18 protein-coding genes and 1 pseudogene are annotated in these 23108 nt (G+C 68.3%); 16 read left to right on the top strand and 3 right to left on the bottom strand.

Going from position 1 to position 23108, the window contains the following annotated elements; genetic code table 11:
* Position 1: 1 nt before the first annotated feature.
* Positions 2-1411 carry a M16 family metallopeptidase gene (locus ACWHMB_RS07765; RefSeq protein WP_377480217.1) on the bottom strand — a complete coding sequence of 470 codons (1410 nt, stop codon included), beginning with the start codon at positions 1409-1411 and terminating at the stop codon, positions 2-4.
* A 90-nt stretch (positions 1412-1501) separates the two neighbouring features.
* Between ACWHMB_RS07765 and selD the strand changes: the two genes are divergently transcribed.
* Positions 1502-2599: a selenide, water dikinase SelD gene (gene selD / locus ACWHMB_RS07760; protein ID WP_377480220.1), complete on the top strand. Its 1098-nt coding sequence runs from the start codon at positions 1502-1504 to the stop codon at positions 2597-2599.
* A gap of 43 nt (positions 2600-2642) precedes the next feature.
* Here the strand turns inward: selD and ACWHMB_RS07755 are convergent, their stop codons facing one another.
* Positions 2643-5822: an IPTL-CTERM sorting domain-containing protein gene (locus ACWHMB_RS07755; protein WP_377542594.1), complete on the bottom strand. Its 3180-nt coding sequence runs from the start codon at positions 5820-5822 to the stop codon at positions 2643-2645.
* Between the two features lie 290 nt (positions 5823-6112).
* Between ACWHMB_RS07755 and ACWHMB_RS07750 the strand changes: the two are divergent.
* The 5 genes and pseudogenes from ACWHMB_RS07750 to ACWHMB_RS07730 all read left to right on the top strand — a co-directional run.
* Positions 6113-6271: pseudogene (locus tag ACWHMB_RS07750) on the top strand (AIR synthase-related protein); the annotation flags it as partial.
* 69 nt (positions 6272-6340) lie between these two features.
* Positions 6341-7264 carry a ketopantoate reductase family protein gene (locus tag ACWHMB_RS07745; protein ID WP_293222835.1) on the top strand — a complete coding sequence of 308 codons (924 nt, stop codon included), beginning with the start codon at positions 6341-6343 and terminating at the stop codon, positions 7262-7264.
* 52 nt (positions 7265-7316) lie between these two features.
* Complete coding sequence (gene ftsY, locus ACWHMB_RS07740) at positions 7317-8462, top strand: signal recognition particle-docking protein FtsY (protein WP_377480226.1); 1146 nt, start codon at positions 7317-7319, stop codon at positions 8460-8462.
* A gap of 83 nt (positions 8463-8545) precedes the next feature.
* Positions 8546-9637: an NAD(P)/FAD-dependent oxidoreductase gene (locus tag ACWHMB_RS07735; RefSeq protein ID WP_447648493.1), complete on the top strand. Its 1092-nt coding sequence runs from the start codon at positions 8546-8548 to the stop codon at positions 9635-9637.
* A 77-nt stretch (positions 9638-9714) separates the two neighbouring features.
* Entirely contained in the window at positions 9715-9909 is a 195-nt protein-coding gene (locus ACWHMB_RS07730; RefSeq protein ID WP_293222841.1) for a hypothetical protein, read from the top strand.
* A gap of 25 nt (positions 9910-9934) precedes the next feature.
* On the opposite strand, the gene ACWHMB_RS07725 is transcribed toward ACWHMB_RS07730, so the two are convergent.
* Positions 9935-10912 (bottom strand): Bug family tripartite tricarboxylate transporter substrate binding protein, encoded by a 978-nt coding sequence (locus ACWHMB_RS07725; protein WP_293222843.1) that lies wholly within the window; start codon positions 10910-10912, stop codon positions 9935-9937.
* A 193-nt stretch (positions 10913-11105) separates the two neighbouring features.
* Here ACWHMB_RS07725 and ACWHMB_RS07720 point away from each other — a divergent pair, with 193 nt between their 5' ends.
* From ACWHMB_RS07720 to ACWHMB_RS07675, 10 genes are all read left to right on the top strand, one after another.
* Positions 11106-12050 carry a GntR family transcriptional regulator gene (locus ACWHMB_RS07720; protein ID WP_293222845.1) on the top strand — a complete coding sequence of 315 codons (945 nt, stop codon included), beginning with the start codon at positions 11106-11108 and terminating at the stop codon, positions 12048-12050.
* Positions 12051-12231: 181 nt separating this feature from the next.
* Positions 12232-13053, top strand: coding sequence for an amidohydrolase family protein (locus tag ACWHMB_RS07715; RefSeq protein WP_293222847.1), 822 nt, complete (start codon positions 12232-12234; stop codon positions 13051-13053).
* A gap of 36 nt (positions 13054-13089) precedes the next feature.
* A complete protein-coding gene (gene acnA, locus ACWHMB_RS07710; RefSeq protein WP_293222849.1) occupies positions 13090-15852 on the top strand; it encodes an aconitate hydratase AcnA in 2763 nt (920 codons plus the stop codon).
* Positions 15853-15867: 15 nt separating this feature from the next.
* Positions 15868-17034, top strand: a complete 1167-nt coding sequence (gene prpF / locus ACWHMB_RS07705) for a 2-methylaconitate cis-trans isomerase PrpF (RefSeq protein ID WP_293222851.1) — start codon at positions 15868-15870, stop codon at positions 17032-17034.
* Between the two features lie 15 nt (positions 17035-17049).
* Positions 17050-17784 (top strand): ABC transporter substrate-binding protein, encoded by a 735-nt coding sequence (locus ACWHMB_RS07700; RefSeq protein ID WP_293222853.1) that lies wholly within the window; start codon positions 17050-17052, stop codon positions 17782-17784.
* A 443-nt stretch (positions 17785-18227) separates the two neighbouring features.
* The gene (locus ACWHMB_RS07695) at positions 18228-19439 is read left to right on the top strand and encodes an ABC transporter substrate-binding protein (protein WP_377480235.1); all 1212 of its coding nucleotides are present in this window, start codon (positions 18228-18230) and stop codon (positions 19437-19439) included.
* 79 nt (positions 19440-19518) lie between these two features.
* Complete coding sequence (locus ACWHMB_RS07690; RefSeq protein ID WP_293226515.1) at positions 19519-20382, top strand: branched-chain amino acid ABC transporter permease; 864 nt, start codon at positions 19519-19521, stop codon at positions 20380-20382.
* An 82-nt stretch (positions 20383-20464) separates the two neighbouring features.
* Positions 20465-21460 (top strand): branched-chain amino acid ABC transporter permease, encoded by a 996-nt coding sequence (locus ACWHMB_RS07685; protein WP_293226517.1) that lies wholly within the window; start codon positions 20465-20467, stop codon positions 21458-21460.
* Positions 21457-22221: an ABC transporter ATP-binding protein gene (locus ACWHMB_RS07680; RefSeq protein ID WP_377480239.1), complete on the top strand. Its 765-nt coding sequence runs from the start codon at positions 21457-21459 to the stop codon at positions 22219-22221. Before ACWHMB_RS07685 ends, ACWHMB_RS07680 begins: the two co-directional genes overlap by 4 nt.
* Position 22222: 1 nt before the next feature.
* Positions 22223-23032, top strand: coding sequence for an ABC transporter ATP-binding protein (locus tag ACWHMB_RS07675; RefSeq protein ID WP_377480242.1), 810 nt, complete (start codon positions 22223-22225; stop codon positions 23030-23032).
* Positions 23033-23108 lie beyond the last annotated feature (76 nt).

Raw genomic sequence — 23108 nt, 5'->3', positions numbered from 1 at the left:
TTCAGCGCATCGACTCGGACGGCGCCTCACCCACCGGCCGCCCCGCCGCGCCGGGCTGCGGCACCAGCGTGGCCACCGTCAGCTGGTCGTCGCCAAAATATTTCTTGGCCACGGCCTGCACCTGCGCCGAGGTGATGGGGCGCAGCCGCGCGATCAGGCGCTCGTCGGCGTCCAGCGGCAGGCCCTGGATCCACAGGCTGCCGAGCTCCTGCGCCTGGCCCATCACCGAGTCGCGCTTGTAGATCTCGCTGGCCATCCACTGGGTCTTGACGCGGTGCAACTCGGCCTCGCTCACGCCGTCCTGCGCCACCTTCGCCACCTGGGCGCGCAGCGCGGCCTCCAGCTGCGCGGCGGTCTTGCCTTGGGCGGGCACGCCGCTCAGGGTAAAGAGCTGCGGGCCGCGCCCGATCAGGCCGTTGCTGGCGCTGGCCGAGTCGGCCACGCGGTCGGGGCCCTGGGTGAGGTTGCGGTCCAGCCGCGCGCCGCTGTAGCCGTCCAGCACGGCGGCCAGCACCGTCAGCGCCAGCGCGTCGTCGTTGTCGGGCGAAGAATCCAGGCCGTGCAGGCGCGGCACCTTGAAGGCCAGCGACACCACGGCCTGCTCGGCCGGCGCCTTGACCTCGATGCGCCGCTCGCCGGGCTGCGGCGGCTCGGGCTGCGGCTTGCGCGCGGGCACGGCGCGCGCCGGGATGGCGCCATAAGTCTTTTGCGCCAGCGCCAGCACGGCGGCCGCGTCGACGTCGCCCACCACCACCACGGCGGCGTTGGCCGGCACGTACCAGCGTTGGTAGAAGGCGCGCGAATCGTCGGCCGTGAGCGCGTCCAGGTCGCCCATCCAGCCCACCACCGGGCGGCGGTAGGGCGAGACCATGAAGGTGGCGGCCATCTGCTGCTCGAACAGGCGCGCGCGCGGGTTGTCGTCGGTGCGCATGCGGCGCTCTTCCTTGACCACCTCCAGCTCCTTGGCGAATTCGGCGTCGCTGTACTGGTTGTGGGCAAAACGGTCGGCCTCCAGCGCCATCACCTCGGCCAGCTTGCCGGCCGGCACCTGCTGGTAGTAGCCGGTGTAGTCGCGCGTGGTGAAGGCGTTCTCGCGCCCGCCCAGCGCCGCCACGCGGCGCGAGAACTCGCCCGCCGCCAGCGTGTCGGTGCCCTTGAACATCAGGTGCTCCTGCATGTGCGCCACGCCGCTGGTGCCGCTCACCTCGTCCATCGAGCCCACGCGCACCCACAGCATCTGCACGGCGGTGGGCGCGCGCCGGTCGGGCTTGACGATCAGGGTCAGGCCGTTGTCGAGGGTGAATTGACGCACCGCCGCATCGGGGGCGTCGGCCGCGGCCTGCGCCGGCAGCGCCACGGCGCAGGACAAGGCCAGCGCGGCCAGGGCGCGCGCAAGAGAAATGGAAGGCATGGGCTGCATGAGTGCGATCCGAACGGGATGGTTCCCGCCCGCGCAGTGTGCCCGAGATCGTCCCCGCGCCCGATCCCCGACAATCCCCGCATGACCACGACTTCTGCTACCCCGGGCGCCGAGCCGCGCCTGACCTCTCTCTCGCACGGCGGCGGCTGCGGCTGCAAGATCGCCCCCGGCGTGCTGTCCAGCATCCTGCGTGGCACCACGGCCATGCCGCTGCCGCCCGAGCTGCTGGTGGGCATCGAGACCGCCGACGACGCCGCCGTCTACCGCCTGAACGCGCAGCAGGCGCTGGTGGCGACCACCGACTTCTTCATGCCCATCGTCGACGATCCGTTCGACTTCGGCCGCATCGCCGCCGCCAACGCGCTGTCCGACGTCTACGCCATGGGCGGCACCCCCATCATGGCGCTGGCCCTGGTGGGCATGCCCATCAAGCTGCTGTCGGTGGCCACCATCGGCAAGATCCTGGAGGGCGGCGCCAGCGTGTGCCGCCAGGCCGGCATCCCGATCGCGGGCGGCCACACCATCGACTCGGTCGAGCCCATCTACGGCCTGGTGGCGCTGGGCCTGGTGCATCCGGATCGCGTGAAGAAAAACAGCGCCGCGCAGCCGGGCGACGTGCTGGTGCTGGGCAAGCCGATCGGCGTGGGCATCTATTCGGCCGCGCTGAAAAAGGGCGAACTCAGCGCCGAGGGCTACGCCCACATGATCGCCAGCACGACCCAGCTCAACACCGCCGGCCCCGACCTGGCGCAGCTGCCCGGCGTGCACGCCATCACCGACGTCACCGGCTTCGCCCTGGCCGGCCACGCCCTCGAACTGGCGCGCGGCGCCGGCGTCACGGTGCGGCTCGACTGGCCCGCCGTGCCCCTGCACCCCGGCGTGCGCGAGCTGGCCGCGCGCGGCATCGTCACCGGCGCCAGTGGACGCAACTGGGCGGCCTATGGCGACGAGGTGCAACTCCCCGCCGACTTCTCGGACACCGAGCGCGCCCTCCTGAGCGACCCGCAGACCAGCGGCGGCCTGCTGGTGGCCTGCGCGCCGTCCAGCCTGCGTCAAGTACTATCCGTTTTCGAGCAACAAGGGTTCGGCAAGGCGGCCGTCGTGGGCCGCGTCGAGGCGCGGGGCGCCGCGCCGCTCGTGGTGCAAGGCACGACCCGGCGCTGTGCGACCCCGGCCTAACAGGGCCAGCGCAGCGCGCCAGCCCGTCAGGGCCGGAGTGGGCTCAGCGTCGGCGCTTCCCCTGGCGCCGGCGCGCGGCCATCAGGAACATACCCAGGGCCAGAGCCATCAAGGCGTACTGCGACAGCGTCGGGACTGGTTGAACCGCCGGGCCGCCCGCTGCGGCCGGCACGCCGATAGCGCCTGGATCAATGATCGTGCCGTTGGCCACTAGGTCGTTGTCACCCAGCTGGCCATCGGTGATCGTGAAGGTCACCTGGTTGCCGCTCACCGTCGCGGGGATGGTGTAGTAGTGGTCGATCGTGTTGCCAGCTTCTTTGCCGTACTTGTAGTACTGCGCCCCGGGCGGAATGGCGCTGGGGTAGGTCACCGTGATGGTCACCCCACCGTTGGCGGCCGGGCAGCTGGTGGCCGTGAACCGGAAGAAGCCGTGCGGGAAGCTGACGCCCGCGGGCGGCGCCGCCGGTTGGGCCACGAAACCACTGCCACCGGTGACGAAGCCGCAGGCCGCGCCGCCCCCGGTGAGCGTGGCCGTGGCCGTGCCGGTGCCGGTGCTGGTGGGCCCCGTGATCGCGGTGACGATGCAGGCCACCGCCACGTTGGTGATGTTGGCCGCGCCCACCGTGCCCGAGCCATTGGTGACCGAGCATGTCTGGCCCGTCGGTTGCGTGCCCACGGTCACGTTGTAGGCGGCGCCGCTGGCCAGCGCGGTCGCGAAAGTGAAGCCGCCGTTGGCGTTGACCGTGACGCCGTCGCCGCCGTTGTTCAGCAGCCCGACCGACTTGCCTGCGCCCAAGCCCGACACCGTGCCGCCGATGGTGTAGGTGGACGGCGGGTTGTTAACGCAGGCCACCGCCACGTTGGTGATGTTGGCCGCGCCCACCGTGCCCGAGCCATTGGTGACCGAGCATGTCTGGCCCGTCGGTTGCGTGCCCACGGTCACGTTGTAGGCGGCGCCGCTGGCCAGCGCGGTCGCGAAAGTGAAGCCGCCGTTGGCGTTGACCGTGACGCCGTCGCCGCCGTTGTTCAGCAGCCCGACCGACTTGCCTGCGCCCAAGCCCGACACCGTGCCGCCGATGGTGTAGGTGGACGGCGGGTTGTTAACGCAGGCCACCGCCACGTTGGTGATGTTGGCCGCGCCCACCGTGCCCGAGCCATTGGTGACCGAGCATGTCTGGCCCGTCGGTTGCGTGCCCACGGTCACGTTGTAGGCGGCGCCGCTGGCCAGCGCGGTCGCGAAAGTGAAGCCGCCGTTGGCGTTGACCGTGACGCCGTCGCCGCCGTTGTTCAGCAGCCCGACCGACTTGCCTGCGCCCAGGCCGCTCACCGTGCCGCCGATGGTGTAGGTGGCGGCGAACGCCGGCACCATGACGATGCCCACGCCGGAGTCGCGGTCGAAGCCGGGCGCTTCGATGTCGAGCGCCGTGGTGTTCATGGCCGCCAGGACTTGCGCCCGGGTCAGCGCCGGGTTGTTGCCCTTGATCAGCGCCGCGATGGCCGCCGCCGTGGGCGCCGCCGCCGAGGTGCCGCAGAACGTGATGAAGCCGGGGGTCGAGGTCGATCCGCAGTCGGCCGCCGCCATGTCCACCTTGTTCAGCGTGGTGCCGCCACTGGTGCCGAACAGGAAATTGCCGGGCGTGATGGCCGTGCCGTTGGGCTGGTAGAACATCTTGCGCGGGCCGTCCGAGCTGTAGGTTTCCACCGGGTTGGCCGCGCCGCCCGTGAATGCCCCACCGCCGGCCGTGGCCACATTGACCGCCGCCACCGACACTGTGTTGGCCGCAGCGTTGTGGCCGAAGGTGCTGCCCGCGGTTCCGGTGCCGATGGGCAAGCGGCCGCGGTTCGTGTCCAGCCGGATGGCACGTGTCGCCGCGCCGGTGGACTTCACCACGTACAGCCGTGACCCGACCGGGAACCCGGCTCCGCCGAGTTGACTGATCTCGACTGGATCCTGCGTGCCGGTCTGGGCATTGCGACCGCTGCTCCCGAGCACTGTCGTGCCGCCCGCGTTCGTCACCACCAGGTCATAGTCGTTGCCGGACGCGCCAAGGGCATCGCTCCACTTCAGCGAAACGGTCGTCGTGGCCGCCGTGAGCGTGGTGTAGTTGAGGCCCCCGAAAGCGTGCGACTGAACCGGCGTTGCGCCGTAAAACGCTTGAACCGCCGGCGGAACCGGGGTGGCACTGGCCACGAAGTCGCCTTCGTAGGTTCCGGACCGGTTATGTGTCAGGTTGCCCGAGTTGGCTGCCGAGGAGAAATACAGCGCGCCACCTGTCGTGACCGTGTTCACCGCCTGAGCGATCGGCCCGTCCTGGAACGCGCCCTCTCTGAAATACGTGACGTCATCGACGATGATGTTGCAACTGTAGGGGGCCGCGCCGAGCGCCACGATGTTGGTGGCCATCGACGCCTCGCTGCCGCCGAAGCCGGTGGCGAAGTAGAGCGACGCACCAGGCGCCATGTCGTACACGATCTCCAGCATGGCAGTGCCTTCGTCGCCCGAGCCTGCCTGGCCCGGCAGGACGGTGACGGTGGCCGGCAGGTCGCCCGTGGCCTGGCGCGCCGCCAGCGTATTCACGCCGTCCGACAGCACGCAGACCCGGACGCCGGTGCCGGTCTTGCCAGCGGCGTGGGCCAGGTTGGCCTTGTGCGCGGTCACGCCCTGCCATGTCACGCTACCGACATTGGTCGCGGCGCCGGGGGACAGGTTTTTGAGGCTCTCGAGGCGCTCCCGGTACGCCTTCAACTCCTTTGGGCTGAGTTCGTACCGGTTGGTGGTGGCCTGTTCGCGTGGGCCGATCGTCTGCACATCGGCCCGACTGGCGATGTCGTTGATGGCCGCCACCGGCACGCGCGCCGTGATGGTGCGAAATGGCGCAAACTCGGATATGTCAGTACCGCCGTGCGCCTTGATGAAAGCCGTGAGGTGGGGCGAGACGTCACCTCTGATGACGATGAAAATGGTCTGGTCGGCCGCTACGTTCTGCTTGGCAAACTCCTTCACATTGCCCGGCAATTCGCGCATACGTTGAGCCTGGAGCTTGCCCTCCGCAGCGGCGCGCGTAAGCTCGACCAGCGCCGAATCCATTTTTTTCTCGGCTCCGGTCCAACTGGACTTGTCACCCAGCGGCGCCTGGCCGAAGGCCCCCGCCGACACCATGGCCAAGCCCAGCGAGAGACCCAGCGCCTTAATAAGCGATCCAAAACCAATGCATTTACCCATGAATCATCTCCTCCAGCCAATCGCTCAAATGTAGCGAAGTGCTTTCACCCCAGCAAGCTCAAACTGCGAACATCCGCGCATCACACGCCAATACTGACAACCGCGCGCAACATGCGTACCTTGGATTCATCCCGTTGGGCGCGCCGCCCGACGGTCGAAATGCACGGCCGTACCGACTGCAAGGCGACCCACGCGCTTCCGGCAACTGCTCGCAAAAGCCTTGGCTTGAACGTCTAGCACCGAGTCAAAATTCAGATCTTGCTGCCGCAAGAACAACTCGGGCCCCATGATTGCTGAGCGACCCGCAGACCAGCGGCGGCCTGCTGGTGGCCTGTGCGCCCGATGCGGTGGATGCCGTGCAGGCGACCTTCGCGCGCCATGGCTTCGAGCGCGCCGCCGTGGTGGGGCGCGTGACGGCACGGGCAGAACGCCCGCTGCAGGTGGATTGACCCCATCGCCCACGCCCGGGCGCGCAAGCGCATAGACTTTTTCGATCGATCGAAAAAGGTGCTTGGACGATGAAAATTGCAATCATGGGCACGGGCGGCGTGGGCGGCTATTTCGGCGCCAAGCTGGCCCTGGGCGGCAACGAGGTCGGCTTCATCGCGCGCGGCGCGCATCTCGCGGCGATCCAGGCCCGCGGCTTGACGGTGCACAGCCCGCTGGGCGACCTGCACCTGCCGGCGCCCCGCGCCACCGACACGCCGGCCGACATCGGCCCCGTCGACGTGGTGCTGTTCAGCGTCAAGCTGTGGGACACCGAAACGGCGGCCGCGGCGATCCAGCCGCTGATCGGGCCGCAGACGGTGGTGATCTCGCTGCAGAACGGCGTCGTCAAGGACGAGTTGCTGACCGCCGCGCTGGGCCGGCCGGCCGTCGCCGGCGGCGTCTGCTACATCGCGGCCACCATCGAGGCGCCCGGCGTGATCGCGCACGCCAATCCGCTGCAAAAGATGGTCTTCGGCGAATACGGCGGCCAGCGCAGCGACCGCCTGGAGCGCTTTCAGCAGGCCTGCGTGCGCTCGGGCATCGAGGCCGAGATCAGCGAGGACATCGCGCGCACGATCTGGGAGAAGTTCGTGCTGCTGATCGGCGTGTCGGCCACCACCGCCACCACCCGCTGCCCGATCGGCACGGTGCGCGGCCATCCGGCGTCGCGCCGGCTGCTCGAAGCGGTGATGCAGGAAACGGTGGCCGTCGGGCGCGCCGACGGCGTGAACCTGCCGGCCGACTATGCGCAAGACCGCCTGCGCTTTTGCGACACGCTGCCCGCCGCCATGACGGCCTCGATGCTGCACGACCTGGAGCACGGCCACCCGCTCGAAGTGCCCTGGCTCAGCGGCGACGTGAGCGAGCGCGGGCGGCGCCTGGGCGTGCCCACGCCCTACAACACCGCCGTGTTCGACATCTTGGCGGTGCGCGCGCAGGGCGCGCCGAAGTAGCGGACGGCGGGTTGCTCGGCGCGCCCGCCCCGCCTCCTAAAATCGGCGGCAAATGTTCAGTTTCTTCCGCCGCAAGAAGGCGCCCGAGGCGGCGCCCCCCGACACCAGCGAACCCGCCGCGTCTGTCGCCCCCGTCGTACCATCGCCCGAATCCGCGGCCAGTCCTGAAACGATAGCTGCCAGCGCAGATTCCGCGGGCGTTAGAACCGTTTTCGAGCCTAAAGCCGAAGCCCCCGCACCCGAGCCGGCGCCCGCCGCGTCCGAGCCGCCGCCCGCCCCCGAGCCCGTCGAATCGCCCACCCGCGGCGGCTGGCTGGGCCGCCTGAAGTCGGGCCTGCGCAAGACCGGCGGCTCGATCACCACGGTGTTCACCGGCACCCGGATCGACGAGGCGCTGTACGAAGAGCTGGAAACCGCCCTGCTGCTGGCCGACACCGGCGTGCCCGCCACCGAGCATCTGCTGGCCGACCTGCGTCGCCGCGTGAAGGAAGCCAAGGCCAGCGAGCCGGCGCAGGTCAAGGCGCTGCTGCAGGACGCCATTGCCGAGCTGCTGGCCCCGCTAGAAAAGACCCTGGTGGTGGGCGTGTACCACCCCACCGTGATCATGGTGGCGGGCGTCAACGGCGCCGGCAAGACCACCAGCATCGGCAAGCTGACCAAGCACCTGGCCGACGCCGGCGCCAGCGTGCTGCTGGCCGCGGCCGACACCTTTCGCGCCGCCGCGCGCGAGCAGCTGGCGGTGTGGGCCGACCGCAACCGGGTGGAGATCATCAGCCAGCAGGGCGCCGACCCCTCGGCGGTCGCCTTCGACGCCGTGGCCGCCGGCCGCGCGCGCCGGCTGGACGTGGTGCTGGTCGACACGGCCGGGCGCCTGCCGACGCAAAAGCACCTGATGGAGGAGCTGACCAAGATTCGCCGCGTGGTGACCAAGGCCGACATCACCGCGCCGCACGAGGTGCTGCTGGTGATCGACGGCAACACCGGCCAGAACGCGCTGGCGCAGGTGCGCGCCTTCGACGAGGCCATCGGCCTGACCGGCCTGGTCGTGACCAAGCTGGACGGCACGGCCAAGGGCGGCGTGCTGTGCGCCATCGCGCGTGAAAAGCCGCTGCCGGTCTACTTCATCGGCGTGGGCGAGAAACTGGAAGACCTGCAGACCTTCCAGGCGCGCGAGTTCGCGCAGGCCCTGGTCGACTGACCGCGCACGCCGGGCCTGCAACGGTTTGCAACGCCGGCGCCCCTTCATCGCGGCTTGACACGCAGCCCGTAAACTCGGGCCCCATGACCGTGAATTCCCCCCGAAAGCACCTGGTGCTGCTCGGGGCAGGCCGCGCGCACCTGCAGGTGCTGCGGGGCCTGGCCCGTCAGGCCGCCAGCGACTGGAGCGTGTCGCTGGTGGCGCCCCACCCCTACTACATCGAAGCCGGCATGCTGCCCGGCTACGTGGCCGGGCACTACACGCTGGACGACATCCGCGTGCCGCTGGACGGCCTGGTGCAGGCCAGCGGCGCCCAGTTCGTGCCCGCCCACGTGCTGGCGCTGGACCCCGCCGCGCGCCGCGTGCAGCTTTCGACCGGCGACGCCCTGCCCTACGACGTACTGTCGATCGACGTCGAACCCGCGGCCGCGCGCGACGCGGTCGAAGCGGCCATGCCCGGCGCGCGCGGCAACGCCATGTTCATGCGGCCCATGCACGCCTTCGTGCAGCTGTGGCCGCAGCTGCAGCAGTTGGCGCAGCAGCGCCCGCTGCAGGTGGCGGTGATCGCCGAGCGCCTGCCCGGCATCGAGCTGGCCATGGCCGCCGCGCACGCGCTGGCCGCGCCGCACGGCAGCCGCGTCACCCTGGTGGCGGGCGCCGAGCCCCTGCTGGCCGAGCTGCCGGCCAGCCTGCAGCGGCGCGTGCTGGCGCGGCTGAAGGCGCTCGACATCACCGTGCTGCAAGACCGCTGCACCGGCATCGAACAGGGAAGCATCACGCTGGCCAGCGGCGCCACCCTGCTGTGCGACGCGCCGCTGCTGGCGCACGGCCTGGACACGCCCGGCTGGCTGGCGGCGTCGGGCCTGCAAACGGCCGAAGACGGCGCGCTGCAGCTCAACGAGCGCCTGCAAAGCGACGGCCACCGCCAGGTGTTCGTGGTGCCGCCCGGCGCGCCGGCCGAGGTCGGCCCGGCGCTGGAGGCCAACCTGCGCACCGCGCTGGAAGGCGGCGCCTTCCGCAAGGCGCCGCTGGGCGCGGCGCGCCTGCACGTGGTGGGCGGCGGCCACGAGCACGCCATCGCGGTGTGGGGCCCGCTGGGCCTGGAAGGGCGCGAGGTCTGGCACTGGAAGGACCGGCGCGACCGCAAGCAGCTGGCCGCGCTGTTCGCTCGGTAGCAGCTTTGGAGCCAAGTCTCCAGGAAGGCGCTGCCTAACCTACCTAGCGGCATGCGATCGGCGACGCTGTTCGCGCGATGGGTGCCGACACCGACCCTCTGACCAACTTGGAGTACGAAGCCGTCATCTCAGCCATGCGCCACGTGTTCGCGAACGGCAAGTGCAGCATGAGCAACTACACCTCCGATGACCCTCGCGATTTACTCGCGCACCAAGACCTTCCGGTTGAAAATTTGCAAGAGCGCACGAAGCGCTGCCAAAAATTGCTTTAGCACGCGCAGGGGAATCGTGGGGAGATCAGTAGTCCAGCTTTACGTTACCCTCTTTGACGACCTTGGCCCAGCGTTCCGCCTGGGCCTTCATGAAATCGGCCATCTGTGCGGGTGTGCCGCCAACCGGCACTGCGCCTATGGCTACCAGGCGCTCGGACACGGCTGAATCCTTAAGCACGGCGTTCAACTCGCTGTTAAGCCACTGGACCACCGGTGCGGGCGTCCCAGCCGGTGCCAGGATGCCGTACCAGACCGGCACATCGAAGTCTTTTAGGCCCTCCTCAGCGAAAGTGGGAACGTTCGGCAGTTCTTGCAGACGCACACTACCCGTCACTGCCAACGCCCGAACCCTGCCACCCTTGATGTGGGGAAGCGCGGACGAAGCCGTGTCGAAGATCATGTCGATCTGCCCGCCAATGAGGTCCGTCACGGCCGGTGCGCTGCCCTTGTAGGGTACGTGCGTCATGCTCGTCTTTGTGAGCAGCTTGAACAACTCACCGCCCAGGTGCACTGAGGTCCCTGCACCGCCAGACCCAAAATTTAGCTTACCAGGACTCGCCTTGGCCGCCGCGACCACGTCGCTGACGGTCTTGAAAGGCGAACTGGCCCGGACAACGAGGACGGTCGGCGCCGTGGCGATATGAGCGACGGGTACGAAGTCCTTTTCCGGGTTGTACTTGAGATTGGAGTAGAGGTAGGGATTGATCGACAGCGTGATCTGGCCCAGCAGCAAGGTGTATCCGTCGGGGGTCGCGCGCGCCGCCAGTTCGTTACCGATGTTGGTGCCGGCGCCGCCACGGTTGTCGATGATGAAGGTCTTGCCGCTGTGCTCGCCCAGCTTGGCGACCACGAGACGTGCGATGTTGTCGCTGCCACCGCCCGCTGCGAACGGGACGATCACGGTGACGGGCTTGGTCGGGTAGTTCTGGGCCAAGGTGGGGGCGGCGGCACTGACCAGGGCGGAGGTGATAAGGGCGGCGCGGGCGAACAATCGGCGGTTCATGGGGCGTCTCTCAATGCAAGTGATTGAAAAAAATGGGGTGGCTCGTTAAAATGTGTTTATTGCACCATAAACGCAATAAAGCCGTCAACTCGTAAATGTAGTGGTTTTCCCTACACGCACGAAAACACAATTTTTGACAGTTGACGACTGCAAGCGCGTACACCCTCAGTACATCAGTCAGAATCGAAGCACCATGGCAACCGACCTCACCCTCAACCAGCAGAAGGCCCTGCGCGAAATCGTGGGCTACATCCGGCGCGAGCGCCTGGCGGTCGGAACGCGGCTGCCGGAATGGACGCTGGCCAAACTCACGGGCACCTCCAGATCGCCCATCCGGGTTGCTCTGGACCATCTGGTGACCACAGGCGTTGTGCGGTACGACAAGAACCGCGGCTATTCCGTACTCGCCGATGCCGCGCAACTGGCGAGCGATGTGGTCGATGAGGTGAATGCGGCGGACGATCCGCTGTATTTGCAGGTCGCGGACGCCCACTTGCAGCGCCGGCTGGCCGAGTCGGTCACGGAGGCCGACCTGACCCGCATGCTGGGCGCCTCGCGCGCCGATGTGCGCCGGGTTCTGGTGCGCGCCCAAGCCGAGGGCTGGGCCGAACGCGAAGCGGGCTACGGCTGGCGGCTGCTGCCGATGATCGACTCGTTGGAGGCCTATGACGACATGTACGCGTTGCGCCTGGCCATCGAGCCGGCCGGCCTGCTGAGCCCCAAGTTCAAGCCCAACATGCAGGAACTGGCCGAGCTGCGCAGCCAGCAGCAGGCCATTCTGGACGGCGTGCACCAGAGCGCGACCGAGCGCTTCGAGTCGAACGCCAGATTTCACGAAGCCATTGCGGCCTGGTCGGGCAACCGCCTCGCGCTGCAAGCCCTTCGGCGCCTGGACCAGCTCCGCCGCCTGGCCGAATATCGCCAGGCCCGGGAAGATCTGCCCCGGGCGGCGCTCGCCCGCGAGCATCTGGAAATCCTGGACGCCATCGAGCAGGGCGACAGCATCGCCGCCGCCAGCCTCATGAAGCGGCACTTGAGCGGCGCCCGGATGAAGAAGACCAACGACGCCGTTTTCAAAGCGGATCAGCAGCGGGCCGCGCCCCCGCCCGCGCCTGATCGCCTCGCACGGGCGCTCTGAGTTCCAAGCCCACGCCCCGCGGCGTGGTTCGTACGGCCAAGCTTTCCAAGTTCCGTTTGAGCGTGCATTCGCGCGCGACGGCCTCGGCCATACAGTTCAGTCTAATATTTCTCTTTTGCGTTGACAAACGCAGTTTAAACGTCTACAGTACATTTGCGTTTTAGAAGACATAAAGACAATCATGGCCGACATAGTGCAGTCGATTCCACAGTCCACGGACACGCACGCCCACGTGTTCCACCGTGGCCTGCGGTACGTCGAGAGCCGCCGTTTCACCCCGGTCTACGATGCCCCGCTGAAGCAGTATCTGGAAGAACTGGACCAGCACGGCATCGCGCGCGGCGTGCTGGTCGCGTTGAGCGTGCTCGGCACGGACAACAGCTACCTCATCGAGTCGCTGGGCAAGGCGCAAGGGCGCCTGCGCGGCGTCGTGGCCATCGACCCGGCCGCCGACCTGGCCAAGCTGAACGGCTATGCCGCCGCCGGCGTGGTCGGCGTGCGCGTGAACATGACCGGCGGCTTGTCGGTGCCGGACTTCGCCGCCGGCGCCTGGGCTGAAGCGGTTGCGGAGTGCGTCCGCCACGACTGGCACATCGAGATCAACGACCGCTGCGCGCGGCTGTCGGCATCGGTGGAGCCGCTGCTGGCCGCAGGCGCCCGCGTGGTCATCGACCACTTCGGCATGCCGGACCCCGTGCTCGGCACGCAAGACCCCGGCTTTGCCCGGCTGCTGGGCTTCGCGGCCAGCCGCCGCGTGTGGGTCAAGCTGTCTGGCGACTACCGGTTCGGCCCCGCGATTGCGCAGCAGGCCGCGCCCGCTTTGCTGGACGCGTTCCAGCCCGACCGGCTGCTGTGGGCCAGCGATTGGCCGTTCACGCAGCACGAGAGCAGCGAGCACTACGCCACCCAACTCGCCCGGCTGGAAAGCTGGGTTCCTGATGTCACAGCCCGGCAAACCGTGCTGTGCCGCACCCCGGCCGAACTCTTCAAGTTCGACGCCTGATTCCGCCCCACATACCCACATAAGAGAGCGCCCACGATGACCCACCCCTTCCAACCGTCGCAGTACGTCCGCGGCTTCACCACCGAAGACGGCCGCACGCACCGCTACTACTCCCTGTCCGCGCTGGAAGCCGATGGCTTCGCGGGTGTCTCGCGCCTGCCTGTCGCCATCCGCATCCTGCTGGAATCGGTGCTGCGCAACTGCGACGGCACCAAGGTGCTCGATGCGCATGTCCGCCAGCTCGCCACCTGGCAGGCCAATGCGGCGCGCGAGGCCGAAGTGCCGTTCATCGTGGGCCGGGTGCTGCTGCAGGACTTCACCGGCATTCCCCTGCTGACAGATCTGGCCGCCATGCGCAGCCAGGCGCAGCGCCGCGGCGCCGACCCCAAGGCCATCGAACCGCTGGTGCCCGTGCACATGGTCGTGGATCACTCGGTGCAGACGGAATTCTCGAACGTGCCCAACGCGCTGCGCAAGAACATGGAAGTGGAATTCGAGCGCAACCGCGAGCGCTATGAGTTCATGAAGTGGGGCATGCATGCTTTCAAGACCTTCAAGGTGCTGCCGCCCGGCACAGGCATCTGCCACCAGATCAACCTGGAGTACCTTGCCCAAGGCGTGATCGAAGCCGATGGCGTGGCCTACCCGGACACGCTGGTCGGCACCGACTCGCACACCACGATGATTAACGGCATCGGTGTGCTGGGCTGGGGTGTCGGCGGCATCGAAGCTGAGGCTGGCATGCTGGGCCAGCCGATCTACATGCTCACGCCCGATGTGGTCGGCGTGGAGTTGCGCGGCGCGCTGCGCCCCGGCGTCACGGCCACCGACGCCGTCCTGCAGGTGACGCAGACCCTGCGCGCGGCCAAGGTCGTCGGCAAGCTGGTCGAGTTCTTCGGCGAAGGCGCTGCCTCGCTCAGCGCGACCGACCGCGCCACCATCGCCAACATGGCCCCCGAGTACGGTGCCACCAGCGGGTTCTTTGCTATCGACGAGAACACCTTGCAGTATTTCTCGCAGACGGGTCGCACGGCCGAGCAGGTCGACCTGATCCGCCGCTACTTCACCGAGCAAGGCCTGTTCGGCGCACCAAAGGCCGGAGACATCGACTACTCGTCCACCGTCGTCGTCGACCTGGACAGCATCCGCCCATGCCTGTCCGGTCCCAAGCGCCCCCAGGATCGAGTGGATTTGGCCGACTTGGGCCTGCGCTTCGACGAAACCATGGTGCAGGACGCCAAGAGCGGCGGGTACGGCAAGCAGGCCGCGGATCTCGCGGCCCGCTACCCGGTAACGGCGGCGCCGGCCGGCGCCCCTGGCCCGGTCAGCAGCTTCGACATCGGCCATGGCGACGTGCTGGTCGCGGCCATAACTTCGTGCACCAACACGTCCAACCCTGAACTGCTCATCACGGCCGGCCTGCTGGCCAAGAAGGCAGTCGCCCGTGGCCTGCAGGCCAAGCCCTGGGTCAAGACGCTGTTCACGCCGGGCTCGCGCGCCGTCACGTCCTACCTGCAGGACGCCGGCCTGATTGGCGACATGGACAAGCTGGGCTTCGGCATCGCGGCCTACGGCTGCGGCGCCTGCGTGGGCAACATCGGCCCGCTCGACCCCGCGCTGGAGCAGTCCATCGTGTCCAACGACCTGGTGTGCTCGGCCGTGCTGTCGGGCAACCGCAACTTCGAGGCGCGCATCCACGGCAACCTGCGTGCGAACTTCCTGGCCAGCCCGCCGCTGGTCGTGGCCTTCGCGCTGGCCGGCACCACGCGCACTGACCTCACGAAAGAGCCCGTGGGCATCGACCCGCAGGGCAACCCGGTCATGCTGTCCGACATCTGGCCCACGCCCGAGGAAGTCCGCGCGCTGACGCACTTCGCGGCCAATGCGGAGCACTACACATCGGTGTACGGCAACCTGGACAACAGCAGCGACCTGTGGAACGCCATCGCGTCGAGCACCGGCGACGTGTACGACTGGCCCGAGTCGACCTATGTGGCCGAGCCCGACTTCTTCGGCAGCATGGGCAACGGCAACATCGTCGGCGCGCGCGCCCTGGCGATCCTGGGCAACTCGATCACGACCGACCACATCAGCCCGGCCGGCTCCATTGCCAAGGGCCTGCCGGCCGGCGAGTACCTGACCGCGCGCGGCGTGGCCAGGAACGACTTCAACACCTACGGCGCGCGCCGGGGCCACTTCGAGGTGATGACCCGTGGCACCTTCGCCAACGTGCGGCTCAAGAACTTCATGCTGGCCCCCAAGGCCGATGGCTCGGCCGACGAAGGCCCGTTCACGGTGCACCGCCCCACGGGCGAGCGGACCACGATCTTCGACGCCTCGGAGCGCTACCAGGCCGCGCAAGTTCCGTCCGTGATCTTCGCGGGCGAAGAGTACGGCAGCGGTTCCAGCCGCGATTGGGCTGCCAAGGGCACGCGCCTGCTCGGCGTGCGTGCCGTGGTTGCGCGCAGCTTCGAGCGCATCCACCGCAGCAACCTGTCCGGCTTGGGCGTGCTGCCCCTGCAATTCATCGGAGAGGACTCCGTGCAGTCGCTGGGCCTGGACGGCTCCGAGTCGTTCGATCTGCTGGGCATCGAGGCGGGTGTGAAGCCCTTGCAGACCGTCCAGCTTGTCATCCACCGCGCCGATGGCACGACCACCACGGCAAACCTGCTGGCCCGCATCGACACGCAGATCGAGGCCGAGTATTTCCGCCAGGGCGGCGTGCTGCCCTATGTGCTGGACAGCCAACTGGCTAGCCAGGGCGCCGCCACCCAACAACCCGCAACTGCCCAGGCCTGAACTTCGAGATTCACCATGACCCAACTTCGTATTCCCGCCGTCTACATGCGTGGCGGCACCAGCAAGGGCGTGTTCTTCATCGCCTCGGACCTGCCGAGCGACCCCCAGCAGCGCGATGCCGTGCTGCTGCGCGTCATCGGCAGCCCGGACCGCTACGGTAAGCAGATCGACGGCATGGGTGGTGCGTCGTCCAGCACGAGCAAGGTGGTGCTGCTGTCCAAGTCCTCGCGACCGGACTGCGACGTGGACTACCGTTTCGGCCAGGTGGCCATCGACCAGCCCGTGGTGGACTGGTCGGGCAACTGCGGCAACCTGAGCGCGGCCGTGGGGCCGTTCGCCATCTCGTCGGGCCTGGTGCACGCCCCGGCGGACGGCACGTCTACCGTGCGCATCTGGCAGGCCAACATCCAGAAAGTGATCGTCTCGCACGTGCCGATGCGCGGCGGTGAAGTGGTCGAACTCGGCGACTTCGAACTGGACGGCGTGACCTTCCCGGCCGCCGAGGTGAAGCTCGAATTTCTGGATCCTGCGGCCGATGACGATGGCGGCGAGGGCGGCTCCATGTTCCCAAGCGGTCGCAAGATCGACACGCTTCAAGTGCCTGGCGTGGGCGAGGTCGAGGCCACGCTCATCAACGCCGGCAACTCGACCGTGTTCATCGCCGCTTCGGCGCTGGGCCTCAAGGGCACAGAGCTGCAAGGCGACGTGAACGGCAGCAAGGAAATGTTGACTCGCGCCGAAGCGATCCGCGCGGCGGGTGCCATAGCCATGGGCCTGGTGGCCACGCCCGAGGAAGCGGCCAAACGTCCGCACACGCCCAAGCTGGCCTTCATCGCTGCACCGGCCGCCTACGTGGCGTCGGATGGCAAGAAGGTCGAAGCGTCGTCGGTCGAGCTGCTGGCCCGCATCTTCTCGATGGGCGTGCTGCACCACGCCATGACGGGTACGGGTGCCGTGGCGATCGCCGCCGCCGCTGCGATTCCCGGCACCCTGGTGCACCAGATCGCCCCCATCGGCGCGGATGGCCAGGTGCGTTTCGGCCATCCGTCCGGCTCCCTCGCGGTCGGCGCCGAAGCGGCCGAGATCGACGGCGAATGGGCGGTGCAAAAGGTCATCATGAGCCGGTCGGCCCGGCGCCTGATGGAAGGCGCGGTGCTGGTGCCGGCCAACCTGCTGCGTTGATTGGTGGCGCCGGACGTGACCTACTCGACACACGCCGTTGAAGCCCTGGCTCCACGGGGCAAGCTCCGCGCGACGGTGAACCTCGGCAACCCGGTGCTTGCGCACCAACTGCCGGGCCAGCCCCCGGGCGGGGTGTCGGTCGATCTTGCCAGGACGCTCGCCAACCGCCTTGGCGTGCCGCTGGAATTGGTGGTGTTCGACGGGGCAGGCAAGGCGGTCCAATGCCTGGAGTCGGACGAGGCCGACATTGGTTTCTTCGCCATCGACCCACTGCGGGCCAACTCCATTGCATTCACCGCGCCCTACATCCTGATTGAAGGCTGCTACCTAGTGCGCGACGCATCTCCGCTGCATGGCAACGACCAGGTGGACCGGGCAGGCACGCGCGTGGCGGTGGGCAAGGGCAGCGCCTATCACTTGTTCCTGAGCCGCGAGCTCCTCCATGCCGACATCGTGCGCATTCCGACTTCGCCTGCCGTCGTCGCCGCCTTCATTGAGGGCGGCCACGATGTTGCGGCGGGGGTCCGGCAACAGCTGGAGGCCGACGCACAGCGCCACGGAGGACTGCGCCTGCTGCCGGGCCGGTTCATGGTCATCGAGCAGGCCATGGCCGTTCCCAAGAGCCGCGGCGCGCTGGCCGCGTCCTTGCTCAAGAGTTTCGTTGAGGACATGAAATCGTCGGGCCTCGTTCTGGAGGCGCTTCGGCGCCACGGCGTCGAAGGGGCAAGCGTGGCGCCGCCAGCGGCCTGAAGGGGGTTTCGCGCGCGCGAAAGCGTGCGCTGAACAACCACCGGCGATGACACGGAAGGCCGGGCCGAGAAGATCAGGACAGCCTCTCCACCATCGCAGCAAGGGCCTTGGGCTGGGACTGCGCGAGGCTCTTGCACGAAATGCTTGGGGGAGCATGGCGAAGCTGCTGAGTCGGCTCGCCACCCGTGGCCGATCGCCCTCTTGCCGCAACCAGGGCGGCCGCGCGGTCCACCGCCCGCCCGGACAAGCCACCGCTTGGGAAAACCCTAGCTGGCGGGCACCGAACACGCACTATACTTCGCATAGACAGGCACTTTACTTCATGTTTCGACGCCGGCTTGCCCGCAATCCGCAGCGATTGCGGGAAAGCCAAGGGACGCAATCCCGGACCGATGAAACACAATGCAGCACCGTTTGACCGCCATCAACCCAGGAGATACCGCATGTCATCCACCCTCTCTCCCCGCAGCCCCAGCCGCCGCCTGGTGCTCTCGCGCAGCGCCGCCCTGGTGGGCGCCGGCACCGCCAGCCTGCTGCTGCCGCAGATAGCGCGGGCGCAGTCGAACAAGGTGCGGGTGGGCTTCATGCTGCCCTACACCGGCACCTACGCCCAGCTCGGCGTGGCGATCGAAAACGGTGTGCGCATGGCGATCGCCGAAAAGGGCGGCAAGCTGGGCGGGCGCGAGATCGAGTGGTTCAAGGTGGACGACGAGTCCGAGCCGTCCAAGGGCGTCGAAAACGCCAACAAGCTGGTGCAGCGCGACAAGGTGGACGTGCTGATCGGCACCGTGCACTCGGGCGTGCAGATGGGCATCCACAAGGTGGCGCGCGAGTCGGGCGTGCTCAACATCATTCCCAACGCCGGCGTGCTGCCGGTGACGCGCGCGCTGTGCGCGGCCAACGTGTTTCGCGCCAGCTTCACCAACAGCCAGCCCACGCTGGCACTGGGCAAGCCGATGATGGAGCGCGGCCTGAAGAAGGCGGTGTGGATCACCTGGAAATACGCCGCCGGCGACGACGCGTTCGAAGGCTTCAAGGAAAGCTACACCAAGGCCGGCGGCACCATCGTCAAGGAGCTGGCGGTGCCCTTCCCCAACGTCGAGTTCCAGGCGCTGCTGACCGAGATCGCCGCGCTCAAGCCCGACGCCGTGGCCTGCTTCTTTGCCGGCGGCGGCGCGGCCAAGTTCATGAAGGACTACGCCGCGGCCGGCCTGCACGACAAGATTCCGCTGTGGGGCTCGGGCTTCTTGACCGAAGGCACGCTGGACGCCGCCGGCGCCGCGGCCGAGGGCGTGATGAGCACGCTGCACTACGCCGACTCGCTGGACACGCCGCGCAACAAGCAGTTCCGCACCGCGTATGCGCAGCAGTTCAAGATGCAGCCCGACGTCTACGCCGTGCAGGGCTACGACTCGGGCCAGCTGCTGGTGGCGGGCGCCGCGGCGGTCAAGGGCGACCTGGCCAACAAGGCGGCGCTGTACAAGGCCATCGAGTCCACCGTGGTCGACAGCCCGCGCGGCAAGTGGACCATGAGCAAGGCGCACAACCCGATCCAGGACATCTACCTGCGCAAGGTCGAAAAGGGCGACAACGTGGTGGTCGGCGTGGCCGCCAAGGCGCTGGCCGACTCGGGCGCGGGCTGCAAGCTGACCTGAGCCGCCCCACGCAACGGCATGCCGTGGACGGCGGAGCGATCCGCCGTTTTTTCTGGCCCGATCGACCTTCCCCACTTCGATGGATTTCGCCAACTTCCTGATCCAGCTGCTCAACAGCGTGCAGTACGGGCTGCTGCTGTTCATGCTGGCCGCCGGCCTGACGCTGATCTTCGGCATCATGGGCGTGGTCAACTTGGCGCACGGCAGCTTCTACATGCTGGGGGCCTACCTGGCCTATGCGCTGTCGGCGCAGCTGGGCAGCTTCACCGCCGCCATCGTGGTGGGCACCTTGCTGTCGGTGGTGTTCGGCCTGGTGCTGGAGCGCGTGCTGTTTCGCCACTTCTACCAACGCGACCACCTGGACCAGGTGCTGCTCACGTTCGGCCTGATCTACATCTTCGAGGAATCGCGCTCGCTGCTGTGGGGCGACGACGTGCACGGCGTGCCGGTGCCGCCGCTGCTGACCGGCTCGCTGCCGCTGACCGAGACGCTGTCCTATCCGGTGTACCGCCTGTTCATGATGGCCATCTGCGTGCTGCTCGCCGTCGGCCTGTACCTGCTGATCGGCAAGACGCGGCTGGGCATGAAGATTCGCGCCGGCGCCTTCAACCGCGACATGACCGAGTCGCTGGGCATCAACATCAAGCTGATCCACGCCGTGGTGTTCGCCATCGGCGTGGCACTGGCCACGGTGGCGGGCATGATCGCCGCGCCGGTCTCCAGCGTCTACCCCAACATGGGCTCGTCGGTGCTGATCATGTGCTTCGTCGTCGTGGTCATCGGCGGCATCGGCTCGGTGCGCGGCGCGCTGGTCGCCGCGCTGCTGGTGGGCCTGGTGGACACCTTCGGCAAGGTGCTGCTGCCGCAGGTCTCCAGCATGCTGGTGTACATGCTGATGGCGGCGGTGCTGCTGTGGAAGCCCGAAGGTCTGTTTAAATCATGACGACCCCCACGCTCCCCACTTCGTGTGGTTCGCTGCCCCCCAAGGGGGCCTTCGCCACCTTCGGGCGGCCGGGCGGTGGCGCATGACCGCACCGACCACTCACCTCGAAGCCCTGCCCCGCGCCATGAAGGGCCTGCTGGCGCTGGGCCTGGCGGCGCTGGCGCTGTTTCCCTTCGTCGGCAGCGACTTCTACCAGCAGATGGTCGTGCGCATGATGATCCTCGCCATCTTCGCCATGAGCCTGGACCTGCTGCAGGGCGTGACCGGCCTGGTGTCGCTGGGGCACGCGGCCTACTTCGGCATCGCCGGCTACGCGCTGGCGTTTTTCACCCCGCAGGGCGAGCCCGCCAGCCTGTGGTGGACGCTGCCCGCCGCCGTGCTGACGGCCGGCGCGGCGGCGGCGGTGATCGGCTTTTTCGTCGTGCGCACGCGCGGCATCTACTTCATCATGGTGACGCTGGCCTTCGCGCAAATGGTGTTCTACCTGGTGTTCGACAACAAGGCGCTGGGCGGCTCGGACGGCATCTACATCAACTTCCGGCCCGACGCCGGCTTGTTCGACCTGGAGAACAAGCGCGTCTTCTACTACTTCACGCTGGCCTGCCTGGTGGGGGTGTTCGCCTTTTTGCGGCGCCTGCTGTGGAGCCCCTTCGGCCGCGCGCTGGCGGGCATCCGCGTCAACGAGCACCGCATGCGCGCCGTGGGCTACGGCAGCTTCGGCTACAAGCTGTCGGCCTTCACCCTGGCCGGCGCGCTGGCCGGGCTGGCGGGCTACCTGTGGGGCGCGCAAAGCGGCTTCGTCAACCCCGAGCTGATGGGCTTTCACCAAAGCGCGCACGTGATCATGATGGTGATCCTGGGCGGCATGGGCAACTTTGCCGGCGCCATCGTCGGCGCCTTCGCGTTCGAGATCATGCTCGACGTGTTCAAGGACCTGCCGGCCATCGGCGCCTTCGACACCGGCAAGCACTGGCAGCTGTGGATGGGCCTGTTCATCGTGGGAGTGATCTGCTTTGCGCCGCGCGGCATCCTGGGCGTGATCCAGCGCCTGACCACGCGTGGGGAGAAGGCTCGATGAGTGGCCAGCCCCTGCTCAGCGCCCGCCAGCTGACCAAGAAGTTCGGCGGCCTGGCCGCCGTCAACGAGGTTTCGCTCGACCTGTGGCAAGACCGCATCCACGTGGTGATCGGCCCCAACGGCGCCGGCAAGTCGACGCTGACCAACCTGCTGTCGGGCGACTTGCCGCCCACCTCGGGGCGCATCGAGCTGGCCGGCCAGGACATCACGCGCGCGGCGCCCGAGCAGATCTCGCGCCACGGCCTGGGCCGCAGCTACCAGAAGACCAACATCTTCCTGCCCTTCACCGTGTGGGAAAACATCCGCCTGGCGGCGCAGTCGCGCGCGCCGCAGCAGCCCTGGAACCCCCTGCGCTGGCTGCACAGCGCGCAGGCCGACCAGGCCACCCAGGCGCGCGCCGAGGCCGCGCTGGAACTGGCCGGCCTGGCCGAGCGCCGCCACGCCATCGCCGGCGCCGCCAGCCACGGCGAGCAGCGCCAGCTCGAAGTCGCCATGACCCTGGCCACCCAGCCGCGCGTGCTGCTGCTGGACGAGCCGCTGGCCGGCATGGGCACGGCCGAGGCCGAGCGCATGGTCGAGCTGCTGCTGCGCATCAAGCCCAAGCACGCCATGATGGTGGTGGAGCACGACATCGACGCCATCTTCACCCTGGCCGACCACCTGACGGTGATGGTCAACGGCACGGTGATCGCCAGCGGCGAGCCGGCGGCCATCCGCGCCGACCGGGGCGTGCAGGCGGCCTATCTGGGCGAGGACCACTGACATGGCCACCCAAGCCAACGCCAACCTGCCGGACGACCCCAACGACCCGCTGGGCCCGCGCCCGCGCGCCGACGATGTGCCGGCGCGCCCCGCCGCCGACGCCGAGCTGCTGATCCACGCCATCGGCCTGCACAGCTACTACGGCGCCAGCCACATCCTGCGCGGCATCGACTTTGCCGTGCGCCGCGGCGAGACCATCGGCCTGATGGGGCGCAACGGCATGGGCAAGAGCACGCTGCTCAAGTCCATCATGGGCCTGGTCAAGCCGCGCGCCGGCGGCGTGCTGGTGATGGGCAGGCCCATGACCGGCCGCGCGCCCTACGAGGTGGCGCAGCTGGGCGTGGCCTACGTGCCCGAGGGGCGCGGCATTTTCGGCAACCTGTCGGTCACCGAGAACCTCAAGATGGCCGCCCGCGCCGGCACGCGCGGCCAGCGCGACTGGACCTACGAGCGCGTGCTGCAGACCTTCCCGCGCCTGGCCGAGCGCCTGCACCACGGCGGCCAGCAGCTGTCGGGCGGCGAGCAGCAGATGCTGACCATCGGCCGCGCACTGATGACCAACCCCGACGTGCTGATCCTGGACGAGGCCACCGAGGGCCTGGCGCCGCTGATCGCGCGCGAGATCTGGCGCATCTGCGCGCTCATCAAGGGCAGCGGCATCTCCAGCGTGATCGTCGACAAGAACTGGCGCCACGTGACCGAGATCGCCGACCGCAATGTCATCCTGGTCAAGGGCGAGGTGGCGTTGGAGGCCAGCTCGGCGCAGATTCAGGCGCAGCCCGAGCTGCTGACGCAGCACCTGGGCGTGTGACGGCCGGCACGCAAAAACTCCGGTTTTGATAGCTGCTTGCGCTTGATGGACGGGCGCTAGAGGCCAATTTGGCTTG

The organism is Ottowia pentelensis (genome assembly GCF_964341695.1).
Note: the sequence above shows the minus strand (reverse complement) of the source record. Positions and strands in the feature narration are given on the sequence as shown.